Source organism: Schaalia suimastitidis DSM 15538, assembly GCF_000429105.1.
Lineage (GTDB): Bacteria > Actinomycetota > Actinomycetes > Actinomycetales > Actinomycetaceae > Pauljensenia > Pauljensenia suimastitidis.
Genome location: NZ_KE386848.1, coordinates 452,793 through 474,501, shown reverse-complemented (window position 1 = coordinate 474,501; position 21,709 = coordinate 452,793). Strand labels below are relative to the sequence as shown.

Below are 21,709 nucleotides of genomic sequence, written 5' to 3'. Positions count from 1 at the left end.
CGCTGGTAAACAGCGGTTTTTCTATTCGGACGACTCGATTGCGCGTTCCAATGTCCCGTCCCACCCACTCCACCAGCGGCGTGCACGATCAATAATGTCAGCAGGAAAAAGGACGGCCCGCTCGGCTTCAGCTTCCAAATCGTCCAGATGCCACCACCGTTGCTCGTCAAGGACCGTTTTTTCGAGCTCCGTCCATCCGTCATGGATCAAACAAGGCTGTTCCTCATTCAGACGCACAACGAAAAACCACTCATCTTGACGGGCAGTGACACTGAGGAAATGAAACTGTGCACTGCGATACATCACCGGCCCTTCAAGTTGGGCTGCATCGACAACGATACCGGTTTCTTCACGTAGTTCACGCACAGCGCCTTCACGAGGGCTCTCCCCCGCTTCAAGGCCACCTCCAATTGTGAACCACCATCTGCGAGCAGGATCAGCGCTGTCATGCCCGTGAACCATAAGCAACCGACCTGCAGCATCGAAAACCACAATACGCGCCGCTTCACGGTGAGGGTAACCTTCCGCATCGATAGGCCATTCAATCCCAAGCGGACTGGTAGCGCCATCATCACCAGTCTTTTCAATCATCGCACTATCGGTTGTTCTGGAAACAGTCATTGGGTCATCCACATAAAAGTCGGTGGTATTTCTTCAACGCTTGATCGGCTGCAGTCATTGCGTGTTGTGGCGCTGCGTTGTTGCGCTGCTCGTTGCTTTTATAACCATATCGCGGTCATCACGCACTTGCGTGAGCAGTAAAGGTATCGCGCTGTAACGGTCTGCTGGAAGTACGCCACGCATCGACCTGTAACCATCCAAACCAAGGGCAGCGATATTGTTCAGCATCCGTTTCATCGCCACTTTCGCGTGAGGTCCGCCACTGGCCGCCCAACGGATCGCTGCGCGTCGCTTGGCCATTGAGGTAGTCATCTGAACCTCAACTTGAAAGAGCGCCCCCGATTTGACGACCGGCTCCAGCCCTTTCGCAATAAGGGAGGCCTCACGCGCAGCAAGGACAAGCACAGTGACAAACCACGTGAGAAATAAAGGAACCTGCACGACGAGATACAAGTAAAGCCATTGGTAACTGTGCTCAACTGCCAAGTAATTCCACAACCCATGGAATACGACCGCACAGAGCCACCCGAGGAAACCGATGGGCACCCAACTTGTTCCTGAACGCGTTCGAGTCATCGCCCATGCAACAGCGAAACCAATCAGTGATGTTGCCATTGGATGGACGAACAACCCCATACCGCCTCGTAAAAAGACGATCGCACCTAGGGATCCAGGGCTAACGTTATAGACCTCCAAGAAATATTGAATATTCTCAACAAAAGCGAAACCAGCGCCTGAAAGCATCCCCAACCCAAGACCATCAAGCGGCGAATGCACCACGTGCCTGCGAAGAAACAGAATTAAGACAACAATGGCGCCTTTCAACGTTTCTTCTGTCAGCGGCGCAACAAATACCGCGGTTGCATCACTGGCCGAAAATGGGTCGGAAAGGCTCATCGCAAGAACGTCGTAGCCAAAAGTATTTAGCTCGGCTGCAACCAGTGTCGCTACGCCCGCGCCCCACACAAACACCAGCAAGCGCGTCCACAGTGGCTCCACCTCCCAGCGATCAAGGTAATGCGCGGTGGCGACAACGATCCCAAGCGCAGGAAGGGCGACGATAGCCATCGCTGTCGTTGGGAATACTCCCGCCCCAGAAAAATAGGCAGCAAAACACGTGAGGATACCAAGAATCCCCAGTATCAGGACGGTTCCCTCAAATGCGGGGGCGCGCCTTTTACGCACAACAGGTGTGGCGGGCGTCTGCGGGAAGGGATAGTTGTGGGACGGCAGATTCACGCGGCAGTGTCACTTTCTGCTTTCAGGGCCGAGGCGGTAAACAGCACACGCTGTCCAACAGTCAATGCAGATGCGAAAGCAACCCACGCAAGTCCGGCCCCAATCCACCACTGGCCAAATCCCCAGTCAGTGAATGCGGCGCACACAAGGGCAATGATGAGACGGTCAGTACGTTCTGCAATACCCACTTTCGCGATAACGCCAACGCTTTCTGCCCGCGCACGCGCATACGGCACTGTGCCCACACCCACCATCGCAATAATGCCCGCCACAACGGCCAATATTCGTGGCGCACCAGCGTCCATGCCAAATACAGCCCACGCAAGCAAAGAACCGAAAACAGCTCCGTCGCCAATGCGGTCCATCGTGGAATCAAGGAAGGCACCAAATGTCGACGTTTTACCTGTGAGACGGGCAAGGACCCCGTCAATAGAGTCACAAAACAACACAAAGCCCAGTGCAACGCCACCCTGCCACAGATAGCCACGCCCCAGTAATGTCACAGCAAGGATGACCGTGATAGTCGTGCCCACCACGGTCACCGCATTCGGGCTGACACCCATACGCGCAAGGAGGCGTGCAGGCGGTGTGAAAATGGCGGCGGTAATGCCGCGCCCGTGGTTGCCTAACATGAGTGAACTCCCTGACTGTGCATCAATATCTGTCTGTGGGCGCAACGGCAGGTGCACCACTGTCTTTAGTGCCCTGGGTATCGCCTTGTGGCCACGCACGAGCCAAGCGGGCGCGCGCGTCTTCTAATAGCTCCGGCAACGCTTTTGTTTGCGCAATGATGGGCAAGAAATTCGCATCCCCCAGCCACCGAGGCACCACATGTTGGTGCAGGTGCGCGGCAATACCAGCACCAGCCACATCACCCTGATTCATGCCCAGGTTAAAGCCCTGCGGTGCAGAAACCTCCCTGAGCACACGCATGGCGGTAGCCGTCAGATCACCCAATTCGATGCGTTCGTTCGCCTCAAGGTCGGTGTAGTCAGATACGTGACGGTACGGACACACCAGCAAATGACCTGCGTTATAGGGAAAAAGGTTCATCAACACAAAACAGGTCTGGCCACGATAGACAATCAAGCCATCGCTATCACTGCGCGTGGGTGCCACACAGAACGGGCAGTGACCAGCGGAGGTATCAACTGGTTTCTTGTCACCTTGGATATACGCCATACGGTGCGGCGTCCACAGGCGCGCAAAACCATCCGGGCTGCCCGCCAGGTGATGCGCCTCTTCAATCGGTAGGTCTGCCACAATCCTCCTGCCCGCGTCAGGCTCAGGCTTCGGTATCCTCACCCGACGACACATCAATCATGTCGGCAAATTTATCGTGGTTACAGCGAGCCTCAACGTGGCGAACGATCCGCTCCACCGCCTCGTCAATGGCGATCCCATTGAGCTGGCTGCCGTCACGGAAACGGAACGACACCGCGCCCGCCTCGGCGTCCTCCCCACCAGCAATCAGCGTGAACGGCACCTTATCTTTCGATGCGTTACGGATCTTCTTGCCAAAACGATCATCCGACAGGTCAACCTCAGCGCGGATACCACGCGCAGCAAGTTTGGCAGCAACGCTCTTGCAGTAGTCGTCGAAAGCTTCCGCCACCGGCACTAGACGAACCTGCTCAGGGGCAAGCCACGCCGGGAACGCACCCGCGTAGTGTTCCACCAAGACACCAATGAAACGCTCAATTGACCCAAATTTTGCCGAGTGAATCATCACCGGCTCTTGATGGCTCCCATCGGGCGCAGTGAACGACAGGCCGAATCGGGACGGCTGGTTAAAGTCGTACTGGATGGTCGACATTTGCCAGGTGCGACCAATAGCATCCTTGGCTTGAATCGAAATCTTCGGGCCGTAGAAAGCCGCACCACCTGGATCAAGTACGCAGGTCAGTCCCGATTCTTCAGCGCAACGCTGAAGGATTTCAGTGGCCTGTTCCCACTGCTCGTCCGAGCCGATGAACTTTTCCTTCTTCTTACCGTCGTTGTCGCGGGTGGACAGTTCCAGGTAGAAGTCAGTCAATCCAAAGTCTTTCAGCAGGGTAAGGACAAAATTCAGCAGATGCTTGATTTCGTCGGCAGCCTGTTCGGGCATCACATAGCTGTGAGAGTCATCCTGGGTGATGGACCGCACGCGAGTCAGCCCCTGGAGCACACCGGACTTCTCGTTGCGGTACACGGTGCCGAATTCGAAGAGGCGCAGAGGCAGTTCGCGGTAGCTACGCCCACGCGAACGGAAGATAAGGTTGTGCATCGGGCAGTTCATGGCCTTGAGGTAGTAGAGCTGCCCGTCGTCATCCATCGGGGGGAACATGCCGTCGGCGTAGTATGGCAAGTGCCCGGAGGTATGGAAAAGATCTTCCTTGGAAATATGGGGTGTACCAACGTACTGGAAGCCGTTGGCGATGTGGGCGGCCCGCACGTAGTCCTCCATGACGCGCTTGAGGACGCCACCCTTAGGGTGGAAGACGGGCAGGCCCGCGCCCAGTTCCTCGGGGAACGAATACAGATCAAGTTCAGCGCCGAGGCGACGGTGGTCACGTCGCTCTGCTTCCTTGATGCGTTCCTGGTAGGCCACCAGGTCTTCTTTCGAAGCCCACGCAGTGCCGTAGATGCGCTGTAGAGGGTCGTTGGCTTGGTCGCCTTTCCAGTAGGCTGACGAAGATTTCGTCAAGGCGAAGCCGTTGCCAATCAGGCGGGTATTTGGCAGGTGGGGGCCGCGGCACAGATCGGTCCAGGCCACGGTACCGTCGCGGCGCACATTGTCATACATGGTGAGTTCGCCGCCACCGACTTCAACGGAGGCACCGTCGGCGCCAGCGCCCTTGGTGGTGACAAGTTCCAGTTTGTAGGGCTGTTGGGCCAGCTCAACGCGCGCTTCTTCGTCGGTAATTGTGCGACGTCGGAAGGTTTGTCCTTCTTTAATGATGCGCTTCATACGTTTTTCTAGTTCGCGCATCAGTTCTGGCGTGACAGCGTCAATATTGCCGAAGTCGTAGTAGAAACCGTCGGTAATAAAGGGGCCGATACCAAGGTTGACGTCGGGGTAGATGTCTTGCACAGCCTGAGCCATCACGTGGGTGCAGGAATGCCGCAGGATCTGCAGTCCCGCCTCGGAGGTAATGGTGATGGCCTCAACGGATGCGCCTGCGGGGATTACCCGTTCTAAATCCCACGGTTCACCGTCAACGAACATGGCCACCACGTCGCGACGATCCTGATAGACGGTGGTGCCAGTTGTGCCATGGTCAAGGGACTGAGGCTGGCCGTCAATGTGGACGTCGATACTAGGCACGAGGTTCTCCTGTGTTCGAAGCGGTTTCTTTGTGTCTCTATGCTACTCGCCCACGCGCCACACGTGCGCTCTACGTCAAGGAAGCGTGCCGAGGCGGTGAAGTCGTTGGGCGTCTAGCATTCCTTGAGGGAAGCTCCAGCCAGAAGCACTGTGCGACGCGCTAAGGCATCTAAAGAATCCACAACATATGGCGGCGTTGGCCCATATTGAGCACACAGGACCGATATTTCTGTGCACCCAGAGATCACCGCGTCTGCACCTTGGTCACGCAGCGCGTCAATACAGGCGTAAAATTCGTCACGGTCAACAGGGCGACCAATTTTGACGCCCTCGTAGATCATCGCCATAATGCGGCGTTGCAGATCCTCATCTGGCAAAACAACCTGCAATCCGCGACATTTCGCAGCCTCAGCATAGATACCCGATTGGATCGTGCCGTCTGTGGCCATCAGCCCAACGGTAGTTGCCTGTGGAAGACGCCGCATCACCTCGTCAATTGTTTCGTTAACAATCGACACGACAGGAATTGACACCGCACGTTCAACCGCACCAAGAAAATTGGATGCCGTATTACAAGGTATGACAATGAATTGAGCGCCTGCATCTTGAAGCATCCGGGCGTCACGTGCCATTTGTGGCGCCGGAGTGGGGCCGCCATGAAGCAGTGCAGCGGTGCGGTCAGGCGTTGAAGCCCGTTGCGACACAATGAGGTCGACGTGTTCTTGTTCAACCGTAACAGCGGTCGCATCAATCACCTGTTGAAGGAAGGACACGGTTGCCAGCGGCCCCAGACCGCCAAGGACTCCCCCCGTTTGCCTGCTGTTGCTCATAGGTGACGACTTTCCGCTCGATACTGTGCCAAAGGATAGTGGCGGGCAAAGCGACGATACTGGAGGAGCGTGGCAGCGTAGGCGTAAATATTCTTGATAAATACGCGGTCACGCCACGCAATGAGTGGGTTTTTCATGCGTCCACCAAGTGCCGCTGCAAGCAGTCTACCCCGATCGCCAGCCCCATATGCGAGCGCTAAACCTAAGGGTACCATCGTGTAGACACCGCGGCGCTGGGCTGTAAGTGGCGCGACAGGCGCGCCACTAATCCAGTCTTCAACAAGCACCTCAATGGGGTTAAATCCTGAAACGTTGAGGTAGTAATTTGAGCGCCCCAAACGGGGGTTGATTTCAAAAAATAGGTGCTTGCCCGTGTGGGGATCCACTTTGATATCAAAATTGGCGTATCCGACCCACCCCAATTCTTTGAGCAGCGTCGTCGCCTGTGCCACCGGTGTGTCGGCAACTTCTCCGGTGAAAATCAGAGCTGGATTACCTCGCAAATTAGGATCGTGTTCTTCAATGAGGACACGTCCGAAAGCACTGATGGGCACCTGATGGTCGCGGGTGCAGTAACACGTGAGGATCCGCATCTGAGCATCTGAACCGCCCACACGCCTTTGGAACACAATTTCGCCACTAAAACCTGCACGCTTAAGTGACTCGTCGAAACGGTCGACCTCGTCCCTCGAAGCAAAGTAATACACCTTCTGCACATCATCAATATCAAGGTGCCGCAAGGCGTCACTTTGTGCCGGCTTAGCTACCACCGGGTATCCCAGCTCAGACAGGTCCGGCACGGGTCCGCTGCCCACACGGTGAATCACCGTCGCAGGATGGGCAATGCCGAGCTGTTGCGTGTAGGCGGCAAACACTGCTTTGTCGACAATGCGTTCCATCACATCAAAGGGAGCAAATGGCACTATGACACGTGCATCGAAACGTTCGCGCAGACGCGACGCCATTTCAATATAGAGGTCGAATGATGAGCTGAGCAGCAGCGGAGTGTCGTGAAGGCGCGCAATCCGGTTGATGGACTCCACGAAGGTGTCGTCGTCTTCAAGTGCCGGTTCGTAGGCAATTTCGTACATTGACGAGGCCGAATGCACCGGTATGCGTGCAATGGCCAGGATCTGCGCTGGGGTGCGATAGGCCTCGTAAAGTGACCGTGCCTGCGAAAGACCCCCCATATCGCCGCCAAGGATGAGCAAGCGAAAGGGCGCACCTGTGTGACTCACGGCAACGTGGCGCCCAAATTGAGGACCGGGTGCTGGCACGTCGAGGTAACGAAGGCCCCGCAGCCGAGCCATTAAGCTCCGAGGCGTCCAAGGGTGAGCGTCGCAGTGGGTGCGGGCCATAGATTTCCTCAGGTCAGTCATCCTGTCCAGACTATCAGTTAAAGGTGGCGCAAAATATTTAATGCCCGCGCAGGCGTTTGGTTAGGCATTTGAAGCGGCGCAGTTGCCTCATAAACGTGAAGGTGCAGCATTTCACGGGCATATCCCAGCCTCCGGCTACATCTGTCGCCTGCTGAACGAAAGACATTTTATATTTTCCAACAGTAAAGAGTTCTGGCACACGAGGCGAATGAATACCCATGAGGTCGACCGATTTGACGCCCTGCGCACCCAGTGCTGCCACCACCATGTAGTCCAGCAATGCTGGTAATCCCAGTTGGCGGGCACGCGCTGTCGATGCGCCGTAAGGAACTATGGCGCGCCGGTCATGAGTGAGCACCATGTCCCAGCACAAGATATTGCCGTCGGCATCCTTCAAGGAAAATAGGTGCGCATGTTGCGGACCCAGGGTGTTCATCAACGTGAGGTAGTAATCCATTGGATGTGGCCGAAATCCGTCACGCTGTGCTGTTTCTTCCATGATGGCGTGGTATGCACGGTAATTATCTAAGCTGATTCCCGTGTCGTCCACCATTGTGGCGCCCACATCGGCAGCTTTTTTCTGAGCGCGGCGTATATTGCGCCGACCAGAAGAAGGCATTGAATCATAAAGTTTCGTCTCGCTGCCGCCGAAGGTGTGAATAATGACGGTGCGATCATAGGTAATCGTCGTGATCGGGGTGATGACATCGGCAGCATTGAACCAGGCATGGAGTCGGACAAACACAATACCTTTGTCCGTGCGCTGAATGTATTGGCGTAGGTCACGCCGAAATGCGGCTTCACGTTCAGGTGTGGCTTCTTTTAGCCAGACCGGCCCCCAGCGAGCCCAAAGGAAGCGCCACCAGCGGAGTTGATATTCATACAGGGCAATAATGGCGCAACATTTGTCGCCTTCGTACCAGGCAAGGCGTGCCCAGCAGCGCCTGCCGTTATTTTCTTCGACTTTTTCCCATGGGGCGGATTGTTCGAGCGGGACGGGCACAACCCCTGCTGCGGCGATCCTCATGGCTTCGGCATCCAAGGCGACGAGCCGTGTCGAAATCCCGTCCATTTAGTCCTCACAGTTAGTCCGCAATTCTCTTCAAGATAACTATACCGTGAGGTGCGCGTATGCCAACTCAGGGTTCACCCTGAATTCGCCCGGATACTCTTGGCTACCAACCCCGACGCGGCCCACCCGCACTAAGTCTGGGGATTCACGCCCTCTAGGTCGGCTCTGCCCACCTTGGAGACAATAGGGTTAGAGAAGGAAATGTTGGCGGCCCAAGGTTGGCTCTCCCCCATGTTGGGGACAATAGGCCAAAATTGGGGCAATAGTTCGCTGACTTGAAGGATGTGTTGGGAAATGAAACTCCCCGCCTAAGAACGCGGCGCCCGAAAATGTCAAAACCCTGCACACATATGCAGGGTTGACGTTTGGTGGGCGATACTGGGATCGAACCAGTGACCTCTTCCGTGTGAAGGAAGCGCGCTACCACTACGCCAATCGCCCGAGGTGGGTACGGGATTCGAACCCGTGTATACGGCTTTGCAGGCCGCTGCCTCGCCTCTCGGCCAACCCACCACAGTTCCGCCGGTGTCCGGGGACCCCGGTGTGTGGACCGAGCGGATGACGGGACTCGAACCCGCGACCCTCACCTTGGCAAGGTGATGCTCTACCAACTGAGCCACATCCGCATGACACTCACTAAAAGTGATCGTGGGCGATACTGGGTTCGAACCAGTGACCTCTTCCGTGTCAAGGAAGCGCGCTACCGCTGCGCCAATCGCCCGAGCGGATGACGGGACTCGAACCCGCGACCCTCACCTTGGCAAGGTGATGCTCTACCAACTGAGCCACATCCGCGTTATCCACCTGAAAGCCTCTGAGTGAGGACCTCGTCCGTGGGAACGCATGGAAGCCTAACACCTTTTTAGCCACATGAAAAACTGAGCCGGGTAACCCTTGTCACATTCGGCAGTATTCTGCGCAAAAATACCCTCGTCACGCAGTGCGTTGCCATGCGGTACACAGCGTGTGTGCGGCGCGCCTTGCATACGCATTGACACTTCAGCCCTAGGGTGAAGAGGTGAGTGAAGCAGTACCACCAGAGGATTTCATCGCCTCGTTAACGTCCCTACGTGACGGCGCCACTCACCCTGGTATCGAATACGAGGAATTGCCGTCGCCCACACGCATGGCACCATGGACTGCCGCTGTTGGCCTTCGCACGAGGGCACACGACTTTGGACAACCACGTTCAGCTGGACGTTTGGTAATACTTCACGATCCTGAAGGACAAGCCGGATGGAACGGAAGCTTTCGGATCGTCGCTCAGATGCGTTCACAAATTGATTCCGATATGGGACATGATCCTTTGCTGTCGGAGGCGCTATGGCAATGGGCACATGACTGTCTTGACGAGGCGGGGGCTGGCTACCACGATATGACGGGCACCGTCACCCGAGAAATATCCGAATCCTTTGGCGGACTCATCCTTAAAGGGGCAACCCTCCACGTTGAATTGCGCGCATCATGGACACCCAATACCCCCTACCTTGGTGAACATCTGCAAGCATGGGCGATGCTGATGCTACGTAGCGCTGGTGTGGAATCTTCCCTGCACCTTGAAGGAGTCTAAGGCCCAATGATTGTCGCCAATACACATGGCCTACCCGATGGTGATACCGACTCCCCCGTCTTGTGCGCCAGCCCACGCGGCGGTACCCCCTCCATTATTGACACCACCGAAGGACTTTCCGAGGCTGCCGCACAGTTACGCTCAGCCTCACAGCCCGTCGCCGTCGACGTTGAACGCGCACAAGGTTTCAAATACGGTGCCGATCCCTATCTCATTCAGATTCGCCGTGAGGACGTCGGCACCTTCCTCATTGACACGGCGGCTCTGCCCGATTTGTCATGCCTGTCATTTTTGAACCACCAGCGATGGCTTCTTCACGCTGCCGACCAGGACCTGCCCAATATTCGCCAACTCGGCTTATCGCCAACATCCCTTTTCGATACTGAAGTGGCTGCTCGACTGTTGGGATTGGAACGGTTCGGATTGGCATCGGTATGCGAAACCATACTTGGTCTGACGCTCGCAAAAGACCATCAGGCATCAAATTGGTCGGTGCGACCCCTACCATCCACATGGCTACGTTACGCAGCCCTTGATGTTGAACTTCTCACTGCCTTGTATCAACGCATGGCGCGACAACTTCACGACGCGGACCGGTGGGAGTGGGCTGAACAAGAATTTGCCTACATCTTGCACATGCCTGCACCAAAACCTAAAGCAGACCGGTGGCGTGCACTTCCCGGCGCCTCGAAAATCAGCGACCGGCGGCAACTGGAAGTCCTTCGTTGCCTGTGGCAAATGCGTGAGGACGTGGCACACACTTTAAATATTGCGCCAGGGAAATTGTTGCGCAATACGGCCCTTGTTCGCGCCGCTCAGGCTCCACCGCGTAATAAGCGTGCCCTGCAGGCCATCGCAGAATTCCGCACGCCGATTGCACGTCAATACGCCGACCGTTGGTTGCGTGCCATTACCGTGGCGTTGACGGCAAATGAAGCAGATCTTCCGCCGCGTAAAGTCCCGCCCCCAGCGGGACATATACCCGAAGCGCGCTTCTGGGCGAAGACCGACCCTGAGGCCCATCAGCGTCTTCAGGCCGTGCGTGCTGCTGTGCAGGCAAGTGCCGATACGCTCGGTATCGCCCAGGATGTGCTGCTGGCACCCAAGGTGCAAAGATACGTCGCGTGGGCAGTCCTTGAGCGTTCACGAGGCGTTGAAGCGGCCCTGAGAGTACGCCTTGACGAAAGTGACGCGCGCCCCTGGCAAAAAGACATCGTCACCGGCCCACTTGTGACCGCCTTAGGTGCCCTCGTTTAGTGGGAAAGCCATGCGTTGACGGCACTGACAATACCATCCGCATCTAAACCGGCTTCGTGAAGTAGGTCTTCCCGACTCATATGGTCAAAGAAATGCCGTGGAATACCCATGGTCAGGACCCGCTTGCCGTGCGGCGCAAGAAGGTCACGCACACCCCAACCGAAACCGCCGTCAACGATACCATCCTCAACGGTCACGACAAGGTCAGCCGTCACCGTCAACTCAGTCAACGCCTGTGGGATTGGGAGTAGCCAACACGGGTCAAGAACAGTGACAGAATGCCCCTGGTCCGACAACCTTCGTGCCGCTTGAAGGGTGTCGGTCACCGTTGACCCGGTCGCAATCAGCGTGAGGTTCTGTCTGTGGCCAACTTCCTCATACAGGACATCAATGCCCTTGTAGTTCCGCAGTGCCTCAATGGGCGCAGGCAAAGGACCTTTCCCATAGCGCAACACGGTCGGCGCATCGTCAACTGCGACAGCTTCCCGTAACTGTTGGCGGAGACTCACCTCGTCCCGAGGTGCCGCAAGACGCAAAGTGGGAACCACCGACAGCATAGAAATATCCCACATACCGTTATGGGAGGCACCGTCATCGCCAGTGACACCCGCCCGGTCAAGGACAAATGTGACCCCCGCTTTGTGAAGCGCCACATCCATGAGGACCTGGTCGAAGGCACGGTTAAGGAAGGTGGCATAGACAGCAAATACGGGGTGCGCACCGGCATAAGCCATGCCAGCGGCCGCAGCCACCGCATGTTGCTCCGCAATCCCAACATCCACCACACGCTCAGGAAAATCATCACGCATGGGACCAAGTCCAACAGGCAGGAGCATCGCAGCGGTCAGGGCAACAATGTCGTCGCGTTCATGGGCGATATTGCGCATCTCGTCTGCAAAGACACTGGTCCAACCGAAGCGGGCAGGCGTAATAGGCAGCCCAGTTTCAGGGTGAATAGGGCCAACTGCGTGGAAACGGTCAGCGATATTTTCTTCCGCTGGCGTGTAGCCGCGGCCCTTCTGAGTAATGACGTGCAGCAGGACCGGGCCTTCAAGGCAGGCTGCTCTAGCAACAAGGTCTTCAACAGCCACCACGTCATGCCCGTCAACTGGCCCAAGGTATTTCACGCCCAGACCTTCGAACATTGCCTGAGGTATCAACGCATCTTTCAGTCCTGATTTCATCCCGTGAAGTGCGTCGTAGGCGACGCGTCCAGGTTCTCCCATTCCCATGAGACGGCGCTTGCCCCATGCCAGCGCACGTTCGTAATTTTTTGAACTGCGTAGGACATCAAGGTGGTGGGCGACGCCTCCGATGGTTGGTGAGTAGGAGCGTCCATTGTCGTTGACGATCACCATGACGCGTCGTTGAGAGTCAGAAGCAATGTTATTCAGCGCTTCCCATGCCATCCCGCCCGTGAGGGCACCGTCACCGATGACTGCCACTGTCCAGGAACGGTCACCGCGGCGTTGTTTCTCACGGGAGATACCGTCAGCCCACGACAAGGAGGACGAGGCGTGGGAGCTTTCGACAATATCGTGTTCGGATTCGCTGCGGCTCGGGTAGCCTGAGATGCCGCCGCGCTGCCGCAAACTCGCAAGGTCGTGCCGACCGGTCAGCATTTTGTGCACATATGACTGGTGTCCCGTATCAAAAATGATGGTGTCGGTTGGGCTGTTCAGTGCCCGGTGAATGCCGATAGTGAGCTCCACAACACCAAGGTTTGGCCCCAAATGCCCACCCGTCTTCGATACGGTGGCGATCAGTTGCGCGCGTATCTCCGTAGATAATTCGACAAGCTGGGCGGGGGTGAGTGAACGAAGATCCGACGGCTGCGTAATGCTATCCAGCAGCGGGAACTTCCTTCGTGTATGAGCCATGGGTGCAATTCTAATGCCCCGCCGGTCATTCACCCTCTCACGTGTGAAAGGGCATAGAATGTCACGTAGGTTAAAACGACGCGCACCAACGGTAAGAGGTTCTTATGTGTTCTGCAGTTGCTCCCTACGGTGAATGGTCGTCACCTATATCCAGTGACTCTTTTGTTGCCCGTTCGGTGACGTTATCGCAGGTCCGCGTTGATGGGCCTGACACTTACTGGGTGGAAGGGCACCCCTTAGCTGATGGTCGTAATACTCTGTTGCGTCGTAATCGCCTGGGACAAACCAGTGAGGTACTTCCCCTTATCGACGGCGTTCGACTACCGGATGTGCGCACGCGTGTCCACGAATACGGGGGGCGTGCCTACGCAGTCGAAGACGGACTGATTGTTTTCTCTGACGGTACCGACGGGCGGCTCTACCGTTTTGACCGCAAAGACCCGCATTCGCGCCTCGTGCCGCTGACACCGATGGAAAATGTGCGCTACGGAGATATTGAGCTTGCCGAGGTCCGGGGCGTCGTTTACGTCGTGTGTGAAGATCACCGTGGTGAAGGTGAGCCAACGAATACGCTTGTGTCCGTTCCACTTGACGGGTCGGCTGCGCGCGACGGTTCGCTTATCACCACGTTGGTATCAGGCACCGATTTTGTGATGGCACCGACGCTTTCCCCAGATGGGTCCAAACTTGCGTGGCTCACATGGGATCACCCCGATATGCCGTGGACACGTTCAGCATTACATGTGGCCTCCCTCGATTTTGAAGGCAATTTTTCGGCGCATGTCACTCTGGTGGACCGCCCTGGCGTGTGTGTCTATGAACCCCGTTGGACGTTAGATGGTGACCTTATCCATGTCGACGATTCGTCAGGCTGGGCCAACCTGTATCGGACCGAAGGATTTAGCTGGCGGGAAGGTGAAGAGCTTGACGCATGGACCACCCGTTTGCGTCGGCGTCCGCTGCATCCGGGACGTCAGGCTTTCTCGCACCCCCATTGGCAACTGGGTTTGCACTCCTATGACAATTTCGACCATGATCACCTGATTTGCTCGTGGGCTGAAGGCGTGACGTGGCATGTGGGTACTGTGCGCATCGACAATGGTCTCGCTGAAGAATGGGCAACCGGATGGTGGCCCATTGGTAACGTGGCATCAGCTGATGGCCGCGTTGTTTTCCTTGGGGACTCCGCCACCCATGCGCCTGCCATTATTGAAGTAAAAGATGGGCACACTGACATTATTCGCCTGTCCTCTGAAGCTGAGGTGGAACCCGGTTTCATTTCGACCGCTCAGGCCATGACGTGGCCCACTCGGGACGGCGAAGTGGCTCATGGTTTCTTCTATCCGCCGACCAATGCCGATTTTGTTGCGCCCGAGGGTGAACGTCCTCCTCTCATCGTGAGCGTGCACGGCGGCCCGACTTCAGCTGCACGGCCAGGGTTGAAGGTGTTATTCCAGTATTGGACCAGCCGAGGTTTTGCTGTCCTTGATGTCAATTACCGTGGTTCCACGGGTTATGGACGTGCCTACCGAGAACGCCTTAACGGCAACTGGGGTGTAATGGATGTCAATGACTGCGTGGACGGCGCGTTGTACCTGGCTGCGCGTGGCCTCGTCGATGAGGACCGTATGGCAATCCGGGGCGGATCGGCAGGAGGTTTCACCACATTGTCAGCCCTTGTTGCCGACACGCCTTTTTCCGCTGGCTGCTCTGCCTACGGCATTGGTGACTTGCGTGCGTTGGCGGCGGAAACTCATAAATTTGAATCCCGCTACCTGTACCGCCTTATTGGCACCGACGATCCTGAGTCTCCACTGTGGACCCAGCGTTCCCCGGTGGCACATATTGACCAGATCACTGCTCCCCTGCTGCTACTTCAGGGCGGTAAGGACGCAGTGGTACCTGCTTCTCAGGCAACGGCGATGCATGATGCTTTAGTGGCACAGGGCAAAACCGTCGTTGTGAAAATCTATCCCAATGAAGCGCACGGCTTCACACATGCGGATAATATTCGCGATGCTTGGGAAACCGAGTTAGCGTTTTATGCCGACGTATGGGGTTTAGCCCTCGATGGAGTGCATGCATAGGACGCCTGTCGTCGCCGCTCAACCAGCAGTCCGGTTGTGTGCCTGCTGGATTTGGAGCGCGGCGAAGTGCGAAACCACATCGCGATAAGACTGCTCCACGCTTCACCCAACAGTGGGCAAAGGCACGATGTGGGCAATAACGAAGTGGCCCTCGGTCACCATCAAAGGTCACTGAGGGCCGCAACGCATTGTCAGCCTCGTGCCGCAAGTTGGCGAAGCACGTACTGCAAGATGCCGCCGTTACGGTAGTAGTCGGCCTCGCCAGGTGTATCAATGCGCACATCGGCGTCAAATGCAATAGGCTCAGCGCCTTCACGCCGCGCCACCACATGCACGGTCTTGGGTGTCGTCCCTTCGTTGAGCACGTCAATACCGGTGATATCGAAAACCTCTTCGCCCGTCAGTCCCAGGCTATTGCGATCTTGGCCAACAGGGAATTGCAGGGGCAAGACGCCCATGCCAATGAGGTTCGAGCGGTGGATACGTTCAAAGCTTTCGGTAATAACGGCTCGCACGCCCAGCAGTGATGTACCTTTTGCCGCCCAGTCGCGGGACGATCCTGAGCCATATTCTTTTCCACCAAGGACAACCAGTGGTGTCCCGGCAGCCAAATACGATTGCGCAGCGTCAAAAACAGGAACGACTGGCGCATCTGCCTGCGTAAAGTCGCGGGTGAATCCGCCTTCAACGCCAGGGACGATTTCGTTGCGGATACGAATATTGGCGAAGGTCCCGCGAATCATCACCTCGTGGTTGCCTCGGCGTGACCCATAGGAATTGAAATCACGCCGCTGGACACCGTGAGCAAGCAAATACTGTCCCGCTGGGGTTTCAGGTGTGAAGGATCCAGCAGGCGAAATATGGTCAGTAGTCACCGAATCGCCCAGTTTAAGTAACACGCGCGCACCGTGAATATCGCTCACCGGCGTCGGCGTCATCGTCATACCTTCAAAATATGGGGGTTTACGCACGTAAGTGGAAGCGTTATCCCAAGAGAAAACATCTCCTTCGGGCGTTTCCAGGCTCTGCCAACGCGCATCGCCAGCGAAAACATCAGCATATGACTGGGCGAACATGTCACGGTCGATAGCTGCGTCAATCGTTGCTTGCACCTCTGCAGGTGTTGGCCAAATATCACGCAGGTACACGTCGACACCGTCAGGATCTCTACCAAGACTTTGGGTGTCAAAGTCAAAATCCATCGTGCCAGCCAGCGCGTAGGCAACGACCAGCGGAGGCGAGGCCAAGTAGTTCATCTTCACGTCGGGATTAATTCGGCCCTCGAAATTACGGTTACCGGACAGAACCGACACAACCGTTAAATCATTCGCGTTGACTGCTTCCGATACTGCCGCTGGTAGTGGCCCCGAGTTACCGATGCACGTAGCGCATCCATAGCCAACCAGATTGAAACCTAGGGTGTTAAGGTCATCCCACAGTCCCGCTTTGTCGTAGTAGTCGGTGACAACCTTAGAGCCGGGTGCAATTGAGGTTTTTACCCATGGCTTTGATTGCAGGCCACGCGCAACTGCTTTGCGTGCCAGTAAGCCAGCTGCCAGCATCACTGACGGGTTTGACGTATTTGTACAGGAGGTGATCGAAGCAATGGCTACGTCACCGTGGTTGAGGCGTGTAACGGTCCCGTCTTCAAGGGTGATGGGAACATCTGGCCGCGGACCGTCGGGCACATAATGTGGCAGGGCCGAGGCGAAGGCCTCCTTCGATTCAGACAGTGCGATGCGGTCCTGCGGGCGTTTAGGTCCTGCGATGGATGGCACCACGGTGGAAAGGTCCAGTTCGAGGTATTCGGAGTAGGCAACTTCCCGTGTTGGGTCGTGCCATAGGCCTTGTTCTTTGGCGTATGCCTCGACAAGGGCAATAGTGTCTTGGCTGCGCCCGGTGAGGCGTAGGTAGTCCAAGGTGATGTCGTCAATGGGGAACATGGCGGCCGTCGAGCCAAATTCGGGGCTCATATTGCCAATGGTGGCGCGGTTTGCCAGTGGTACTGCACCGACGCCGTCGCCGTAGAATTCGACGAATTTTCCGACGACACCATGGGCACGCAGCATTTGCGTGATGGTGAGGACAACGTCGGTGGCGGTGGCTCCGGCGGGGATGGAGCCAGAAAGTTTGAAGCCGACGACTTTGGGAATAAGCATCGACACCGGTTGCCCGAGCATTGCTGCTTCGGCCTCGATACCGCCGACGCCCCAGCCTAAAACACCGAGGCCGTTAACCATTGTGGTATGTGAATCTGTGCCCACGCAGGTGTCGGGGTAGGCGGTGACAGTGCCGTCTTGTGCTGTATGTGTAAATACGGTGCGGGTGAGGTATTCGATATTGACCTGGTGGACGATGCCGGTCCCTGGTGGGACGACGCGGAAATTGTCGAAGGCGCCTTGTCCCCAGCGGAGGAATTGGTAGCGTTCCTGGTTGCGTTCGTATTCGCGTTCAACATTGCGTTCAAAGGCGTCGGCTGTGCCGAATACGTCGATTTGCACGGAGTGGTCGATCACCATTTCGGCAGGTGCGAGTGGATTGATGCGGGTGGGGTCGCCACCAAGTTCTGCGACTGCCTCACGCATGGTGGCAAGGTCAACAATGCAGGGCACGCCCGTAAAGTCTTGCATGACGACGCGCGCTGGGGTGAATTGGATTTCGGTGTCGGGTTCTGCCTGTGGATTCCAGGAGGCGAGGGCACGGATTTGCTCTGCTGTGACATTTGCGCCGTCTTCGGTCCGTAGGAGGTTTTCGGCCAGAACCTTCAACGAGTATGGGAGTTTTTCGGTGCCGCTTACGGCGTCAAGGCGGTAGATCGTGTAGTCATTTCCGTTGACGCTCAGCGTGGCACGTGCGTTGAAGGAGTTAATACTGGTCATAGCTGCTCCTACCCTGGACAGATTATCTCGACATCAAGATATGCGCAGTGGTAGGGGAACGCAAATGCGTTCCATTTTGCGCAACCGCACGGCCACAAACAGCCATTTTGCACCAAAGGTGGCCACAGCCTCGCAAATACCGCTCGCTGAATTACGTCACGCCCACTGCATCTAATCCGCGAATCCTCTTGTCGGCAGGCGCCGCGAGCCTCACCACGACCCTTCAGCTACTCCTTGATGTGCGTGTCAGCACCGCCACTGACTCCACGTGATGCGTATGCGGGAACAGATCCCACGCCCATAAGGTTTCCAGACGATACCCACACCCCACAAAACCAGCTAAGTCACGTGCCCCAGCCGCAGGATCGCAGGAAACAAGGACAACCCTCTTCGCGCCACTCGCAGCAACAGCACGCACAACATCTTTGCCCGCACCTGAACGAGGAGGATCAAGGACCACAACGTCAGGCATTCGTTCACCTTGTCGGGCCAGCGCCTTCACACCCTGGGCATCAACGTCACCCACCCACGTGTCAACACCAGGCAAGTCACGACAATTGGCAGCAGCATCAGCCACAGCTGCCTCGTCACCTTCCAGCGTCACTATCGCCACCTGCTTCAGCCCAGACACAAGTGCGTGGTGTGCCAGGGCCTGCGAAAACAAGCCAGCACCCGCGTATAGTTCCATCACCTGCTCGCCACCACGCAATTGCGCGCCCTCGACGACAGCGCGGGCCAGTACAGATGCGCCTTCCACGTGTGTCTGCCAAAAACCTTGCGGCCTCACCTGGTACTGCAACACGCCCGTGGCAAGTGTGACATCCCACCGCAATGCGTCGCGATCATCAACATCGCCAAAACGGTCGAAGAAGCCCCGCGGCGTCACAATAAGTGGATCATCACCATTAGGTGCTACCAATCGCACGCGCTCCCCTGGCCCCCACGCGCCATGCCATATCGGCGAGGCAGCGCCCAGAACGTTGAGGTCTTGAAGAGCAGGTACCGCCAACGGCATATGCTCAAGGACACGCAGATCATGGCCATGATGCACATGCATACCCAGGCGCGCCTCGTTACTAGCCACCAACTCAATGCGGGTGCGACGCCCGCACAAGGTATCGTCAGGATCCTCGTCACCCGGTGCTGCTTGGACAGTGATGCCGCCAATTGCACGAACCGCCTCGTCAAGAAGTGGCCCACCAATGCGACGGATTTGCGTACGGATCACTTGTTCTTTCCACGCACGTTGGGCAGCAGGACGCACATGGGCAAGCTCTCCCCCGCCGACCCCACCAGGACCGGCCTCAGGCCACACAGATGGCACACGGTCAGCACTGGCCTCAAGTATGTCAACGGCATCTGCCCACGCAAGGCGACTACGTGTGCGGGTAATCCGCGCGACGACGTGCTCGCCAGGCAATGTGTGGCGCACAAAAACGACGCGCCCATCACTTTGACGAGCAACGCACGCCCCTCCGTGCGCAACATCGTCGACGCGTAACGTCACCAGACTCGGATCCGTCATCATCACATATCCTCATTCTTGGTCTGTCCTGGTGCCCCACCTGATGGACGGCGCCCTTCCACTGCCTCGTCGTCACCAAGCTTCCACGGAACGACTGTGACGATCACACCAGGTATTTTCAGCAACTCACGATTAAGTATCGCGGCCATATGATTATGCAAAATATGCTCCCACCAGTGGCGCACCAAATATTGCGGCAGATACACAATCAGCATTTCACTGGGAGATGATGCCCGCAAAGCTGAAATATGCTGAACGATGACGCCGGTGACATCCCGATAAGGCGCCGCAAGGAGCGTCAATGGCACCGGCACGCCAGAACGTTCCCATTGTGTGCGCAATTTATTCTCATCGTGCCGCTGAGTAATGACTGAAACAACCTCAATTGACGTCGGTTCACTCGCTCGTGCCGCAGCGATGGCGCGCATAGCGGGTTTGGTAAAGCCTGACACCAACACAAGGGCCCGCACACGAGATGGGAGGGCACGTTTAGTCGTCCAATCTTCCACACGTAAGTCTGCGGCGATCATCTGGTAGTGACTATAGATCGCATTTTGCATCAGATAGGCCAGTGCGATTAGCACCAGCGTAATCCACGCACCATGCGCAAATTTCGTCACCAATACGACACCCAGAACAATACCGGTAGCCATGAAGCCAACGATATTGACGGCCCGGGAACGCAAAACCTTCGTGCGCGCTAAACCGTCTTGTCGTGTACGCAGCAAGGTATTCCAATGCCGGATCATCCCCAGTTGCGACAGGGTGAATGACACGAATACGCCGACAACATACAGTTGGATCAATCGGGTCACTTCAGCATCAAATGCCACAATCAAGATGACAGCGCCAGCACCCAGCACGATGATGCCATTGGAATAGACGAGGCGGTCGCCGCGCGTGTGCAGTTGCCGCGGAAGGAAAGAATCGCGGGAAAGAACTGACGTCAAAGACGGGAAACCATTAAAGGCGGTATTGGCTGCAAGAACCAGTATGAGTCCGGTGACGATGGTGACCAGCAGGAAGAAAAAACTTGTTGGTCCAAATACAGCTTGCGCGATCTGGCTAATTGCTGGACCAACGTTAAGGTCCTCAGGTACCGGCTGGCCGTTAAGGCGTAACTGCGTCTGTGGATCGTCCACCACTTTGGTGCCGGTAGCACGGGCAAGCAGCAGTATAGACAGCATCATTGATGCCGAAATACCTCCAAGCATCGCTAATGTCGCTGCTGCATTACGAGACTTAGGACGCCTAAAAGAGGGCACGCCATTAGAGATGGCTTCTACCCCAGTCAAGGCCGCACAACCTGAAGAAAAAGCCCGCATCAGCAGGAATGCGCCACCCAGTCCAATAAGACCATCAGCGTATTGACTGTGGGGCACGACCTCATAGATAGCGGTGGGCGCCTGTCCGAGGGTTCCAGTGACATATTTGATCAAACCCCACACAATCATCACGCCTATCGCCCCCATGTACACATAGGTGGGTATAGCGAAGGCAACCCCAGATTCTCGTGTCCCTCGAAGATTCAGCAGGGCAAGTAGCGCGACAAGACACACCGCCAAAGGCACTTCCCAGCCTGCAAGCAGCGGAAATGCTGTGGTGACATACTGTGCGCCCGCAGAGATGGACACGGCGACCGTGAGGATATAGTCGACCAGTAAGGCAGACGCAACAAGCAATCCCCAACGAGGTCCAAGATTGGTGGTCACGACTTCGTAGTCGCCTCCCCCACTGGGGTAGGCATGTACCGTCTGCCGGTAGGACATCACGACAACGAATAGGACAACTGTTACGGCTAGGCCCACCCAGAAGGAATTCACCAATGCCATCGCACCGGCTAACGACAGGGTAAGGAGGATTTCATCGGGGGCGTAGGCCACCGACGACAATGCATCAGCAGCAAATACAGGAAGGGCAATCCGTTTGGGCAGAAGTTCGCCCCCTGCCGCATCTGACGGCATCGGCTTTCCCAATACTATGCGTTTTGTCTCTGCGATTAATTTCCGCACGGCTACCAGCTTAGCGCTGAAATAGGAGTAGGTTTATCCTGTGCACTTTGT

Annotated in this window: 15 protein-coding genes and 5 tRNA genes; 3 read left to right on the top strand and 17 right to left on the bottom strand. The window is 56.5% G+C overall.

What is annotated here, in order from left to right; genetic code table 11:
• Positions 1-21: 21 nt before the first annotated feature.
• From G438_RS0109025 to G438_RS0108965, 13 genes are all read right to left on the bottom strand, one after another.
• Positions 22-621, bottom strand: coding sequence for an NUDIX hydrolase (locus tag G438_RS0109025; protein WP_338054400.1), 600 nt, complete (start codon positions 619-621; stop codon positions 22-24).
• Positions 622-675: 54 nt separating this feature from the next.
• Positions 676-1,860 carry a PrsW family intramembrane metalloprotease gene (locus G438_RS11605; protein ID WP_051259453.1) on the bottom strand — a complete coding sequence of 395 codons (1,185 nt, stop codon included), beginning with the start codon at positions 1,858-1,860 and terminating at the stop codon, positions 676-678.
• Positions 1,857-2,492: a phosphatidylinositol phosphate synthase gene (gene pgsA, locus G438_RS0109015; RefSeq protein ID WP_026461034.1), complete on the bottom strand. Its 636-nt coding sequence runs from the start codon at positions 2,490-2,492 to the stop codon at positions 1,857-1,859. The genes G438_RS11605 and pgsA overlap by 4 nt, the downstream gene beginning before the upstream one ends.
• A gap of 22 nt (positions 2,493-2,514) precedes the next feature.
• On the bottom strand, positions 2,515-3,123 hold the full coding sequence (locus G438_RS11600; RefSeq protein WP_051259452.1) for an HIT family protein: 609 nt from the start codon (positions 3,121-3,123) through the stop codon (positions 2,515-2,517).
• 22 nt (positions 3,124-3,145) lie between these two features.
• On the bottom strand, positions 3,146-5,167 hold the full coding sequence (gene thrS / locus G438_RS0109005) for a threonine--tRNA ligase (protein WP_026461033.1): 2,022 nt from the start codon (positions 5,165-5,167) through the stop codon (positions 3,146-3,148).
• A 113-nt stretch (positions 5,168-5,280) separates the two neighbouring features.
• Positions 5,281-5,997: a cysteate racemase gene (gene cuyB / locus G438_RS0109000; protein ID WP_026461032.1), complete on the bottom strand. Its 717-nt coding sequence runs from the start codon at positions 5,995-5,997 to the stop codon at positions 5,281-5,283.
• Entirely contained in the window at positions 5,994-7,307 is a 1,314-nt protein-coding gene (locus G438_RS11595) for a carboxylate--amine ligase (protein ID WP_051259451.1), read from the bottom strand. Before G438_RS11595 ends, cuyB begins: the two co-directional genes overlap by 4 nt.
• 106 nt (positions 7,308-7,413) lie before the next feature.
• Positions 7,414-8,448 carry a lipid II:glycine glycyltransferase FemX gene (locus G438_RS0108990; RefSeq protein ID WP_026461031.1) on the bottom strand — a complete coding sequence of 345 codons (1,035 nt, stop codon included), beginning with the start codon at positions 8,446-8,448 and terminating at the stop codon, positions 7,414-7,416.
• 366 nt (positions 8,449-8,814) lie between these two features.
• A tRNA-Val gene (locus G438_RS0108985) sits at positions 8,815-8,889 on the bottom strand.
• Position 8,890: 1 nt separating this feature from the next.
• A tRNA-Cys gene (locus G438_RS0108980) sits at positions 8,891-8,961 on the bottom strand.
• Between the two features lie 40 nt (positions 8,962-9,001).
• Positions 9,002-9,074 (bottom strand) — tRNA-Gly (locus tag G438_RS0108975).
• 23 nt (positions 9,075-9,097) lie between these two features.
• Positions 9,098-9,169 (bottom strand) — tRNA-Val (locus tag G438_RS0108970).
• Position 9,170: 1 nt separating this feature from the next.
• Positions 9,171-9,243 (bottom strand) — tRNA-Gly (locus G438_RS0108965).
• A 223-nt stretch (positions 9,244-9,466) separates the two neighbouring features.
• On the opposite strand from G438_RS0108965, the gene G438_RS0108960 reads away from it, so the two are divergent.
• Both G438_RS0108960 and G438_RS0108955 read left to right on the top strand, forming a co-directional pair.
• Positions 9,467-10,018, top strand: coding sequence for a DUF3000 family protein (locus G438_RS0108960; protein ID WP_026461030.1), 552 nt, complete (start codon positions 9,467-9,469; stop codon positions 10,016-10,018).
• Between the two features lie 6 nt (positions 10,019-10,024).
• Positions 10,025-11,275 (top strand): HRDC domain-containing protein, encoded by a 1,251-nt coding sequence (locus G438_RS0108955; RefSeq protein WP_026461029.1) that lies wholly within the window; start codon positions 10,025-10,027, stop codon positions 11,273-11,275.
• Here the strand turns inward: G438_RS0108955 and dxs are convergent.
• Positions 11,272-13,155: a 1-deoxy-D-xylulose-5-phosphate synthase gene (gene dxs / locus G438_RS0108950; protein WP_026461028.1), complete on the bottom strand. Its 1,884-nt coding sequence runs from the start codon at positions 13,153-13,155 to the stop codon at positions 11,272-11,274. The two genes, G438_RS0108955 and dxs, sit on opposite strands and share 4 nt — an antisense overlap.
• Before the next feature lie 104 nt (positions 13,156-13,259).
• Here dxs and G438_RS0108945 point away from each other — a divergent pair, with 104 nt between their 5' ends.
• Positions 13,260-15,242, top strand: coding sequence for a S9 family peptidase (locus G438_RS0108945; protein WP_026461027.1), 1,983 nt, complete (start codon positions 13,260-13,262; stop codon positions 15,240-15,242).
• A 191-nt stretch (positions 15,243-15,433) separates the two neighbouring features.
• Here G438_RS0108945 and acnA read toward each other — a convergent pair whose 3' ends face one another.
• The 3 genes from acnA to G438_RS11590 all read right to left on the bottom strand — a co-directional run bounded on the left by acnA (position 15,434) and on the right by G438_RS11590 (position 21,610).
• Positions 15,434-18,121, bottom strand: a complete 2,688-nt coding sequence (gene acnA, locus G438_RS0108940) for an aconitate hydratase AcnA (protein WP_026461026.1) — start codon at positions 18,119-18,121, stop codon at positions 15,434-15,436.
• A gap of 223 nt (positions 18,122-18,344) precedes the next feature.
• Positions 18,345-19,649, bottom strand: a complete 1,305-nt coding sequence (locus tag G438_RS0108930; protein WP_026461025.1) for a class I SAM-dependent RNA methyltransferase — start codon at positions 19,647-19,649, stop codon at positions 18,345-18,347.
• Positions 19,649-21,610, bottom strand: coding sequence for an APC family permease (locus G438_RS11590; RefSeq protein ID WP_051259450.1), 1,962 nt, complete (start codon positions 21,608-21,610; stop codon positions 19,649-19,651). Before G438_RS11590 ends, G438_RS0108930 begins: the two co-directional genes overlap by 1 nt.
• Positions 21,611-21,709: the final 99 nt, after the last annotated feature.

Bases quoted from the DNA above. Each gene is read 5' to 3' on its own strand.
- G438_RS0109025 (WP_338054400.1), bottom strand. From the start codon at position 621: ATGACTGTTTCCAGAACAACCGATAGTGCGATGATTGAAAAGACTGGT.
- pgsA (WP_026461034.1), bottom strand. From the start codon at position 2,492: ATGTTAGGCAACCACGGGCGCGGCATTACCGCCGCCATTTTCACACCG.
- cuyB (WP_026461032.1), bottom strand. From the start codon at position 5,997: ATGAGCAACAGCAGGCAAACGGGGGGAGTCCTTGGCGGTCTGGGGCCG.
- G438_RS11595 (WP_051259451.1), bottom strand. From the start codon at position 7,307: ATGGCTCGGCTGCGGGGCCTTCGTTACCTCGACGTGCCAGCACCCGGT.
- G438_RS0108990 (WP_026461031.1), bottom strand. From the start codon at position 8,448: ATGGACGGGATTTCGACACGGCTCGTCGCCTTGGATGCCGAAGCCATG.
- G438_RS0108955 (WP_026461029.1), top strand. From the start codon at position 10,025: ATGATTGTCGCCAATACACATGGCCTACCCGATGGTGATACCGACTCC.
- dxs (WP_026461028.1), bottom strand. From the start codon at position 13,155: ATGGCTCATACACGAAGGAAGTTCCCGCTGCTGGATAGCATTACGCAG.
- G438_RS0108945 (WP_026461027.1), top strand. From the start codon at position 13,260: ATGTGTTCTGCAGTTGCTCCCTACGGTGAATGGTCGTCACCTATATCC.
- acnA (WP_026461026.1), bottom strand. From the start codon at position 18,121: ATGACCAGTATTAACTCCTTCAACGCACGTGCCACGCTGAGCGTCAAC.
- G438_RS0108930 (WP_026461025.1), bottom strand. From the start codon at position 19,649: ATGATGACGGATCCGAGTCTGGTGACGTTACGCGTCGACGATGTTGCG.
- G438_RS11590 (WP_051259450.1), bottom strand. From the start codon at position 21,610: ATGCCGTCAGATGCGGCAGGGGGCGAACTTCTGCCCAAACGGATTGCC.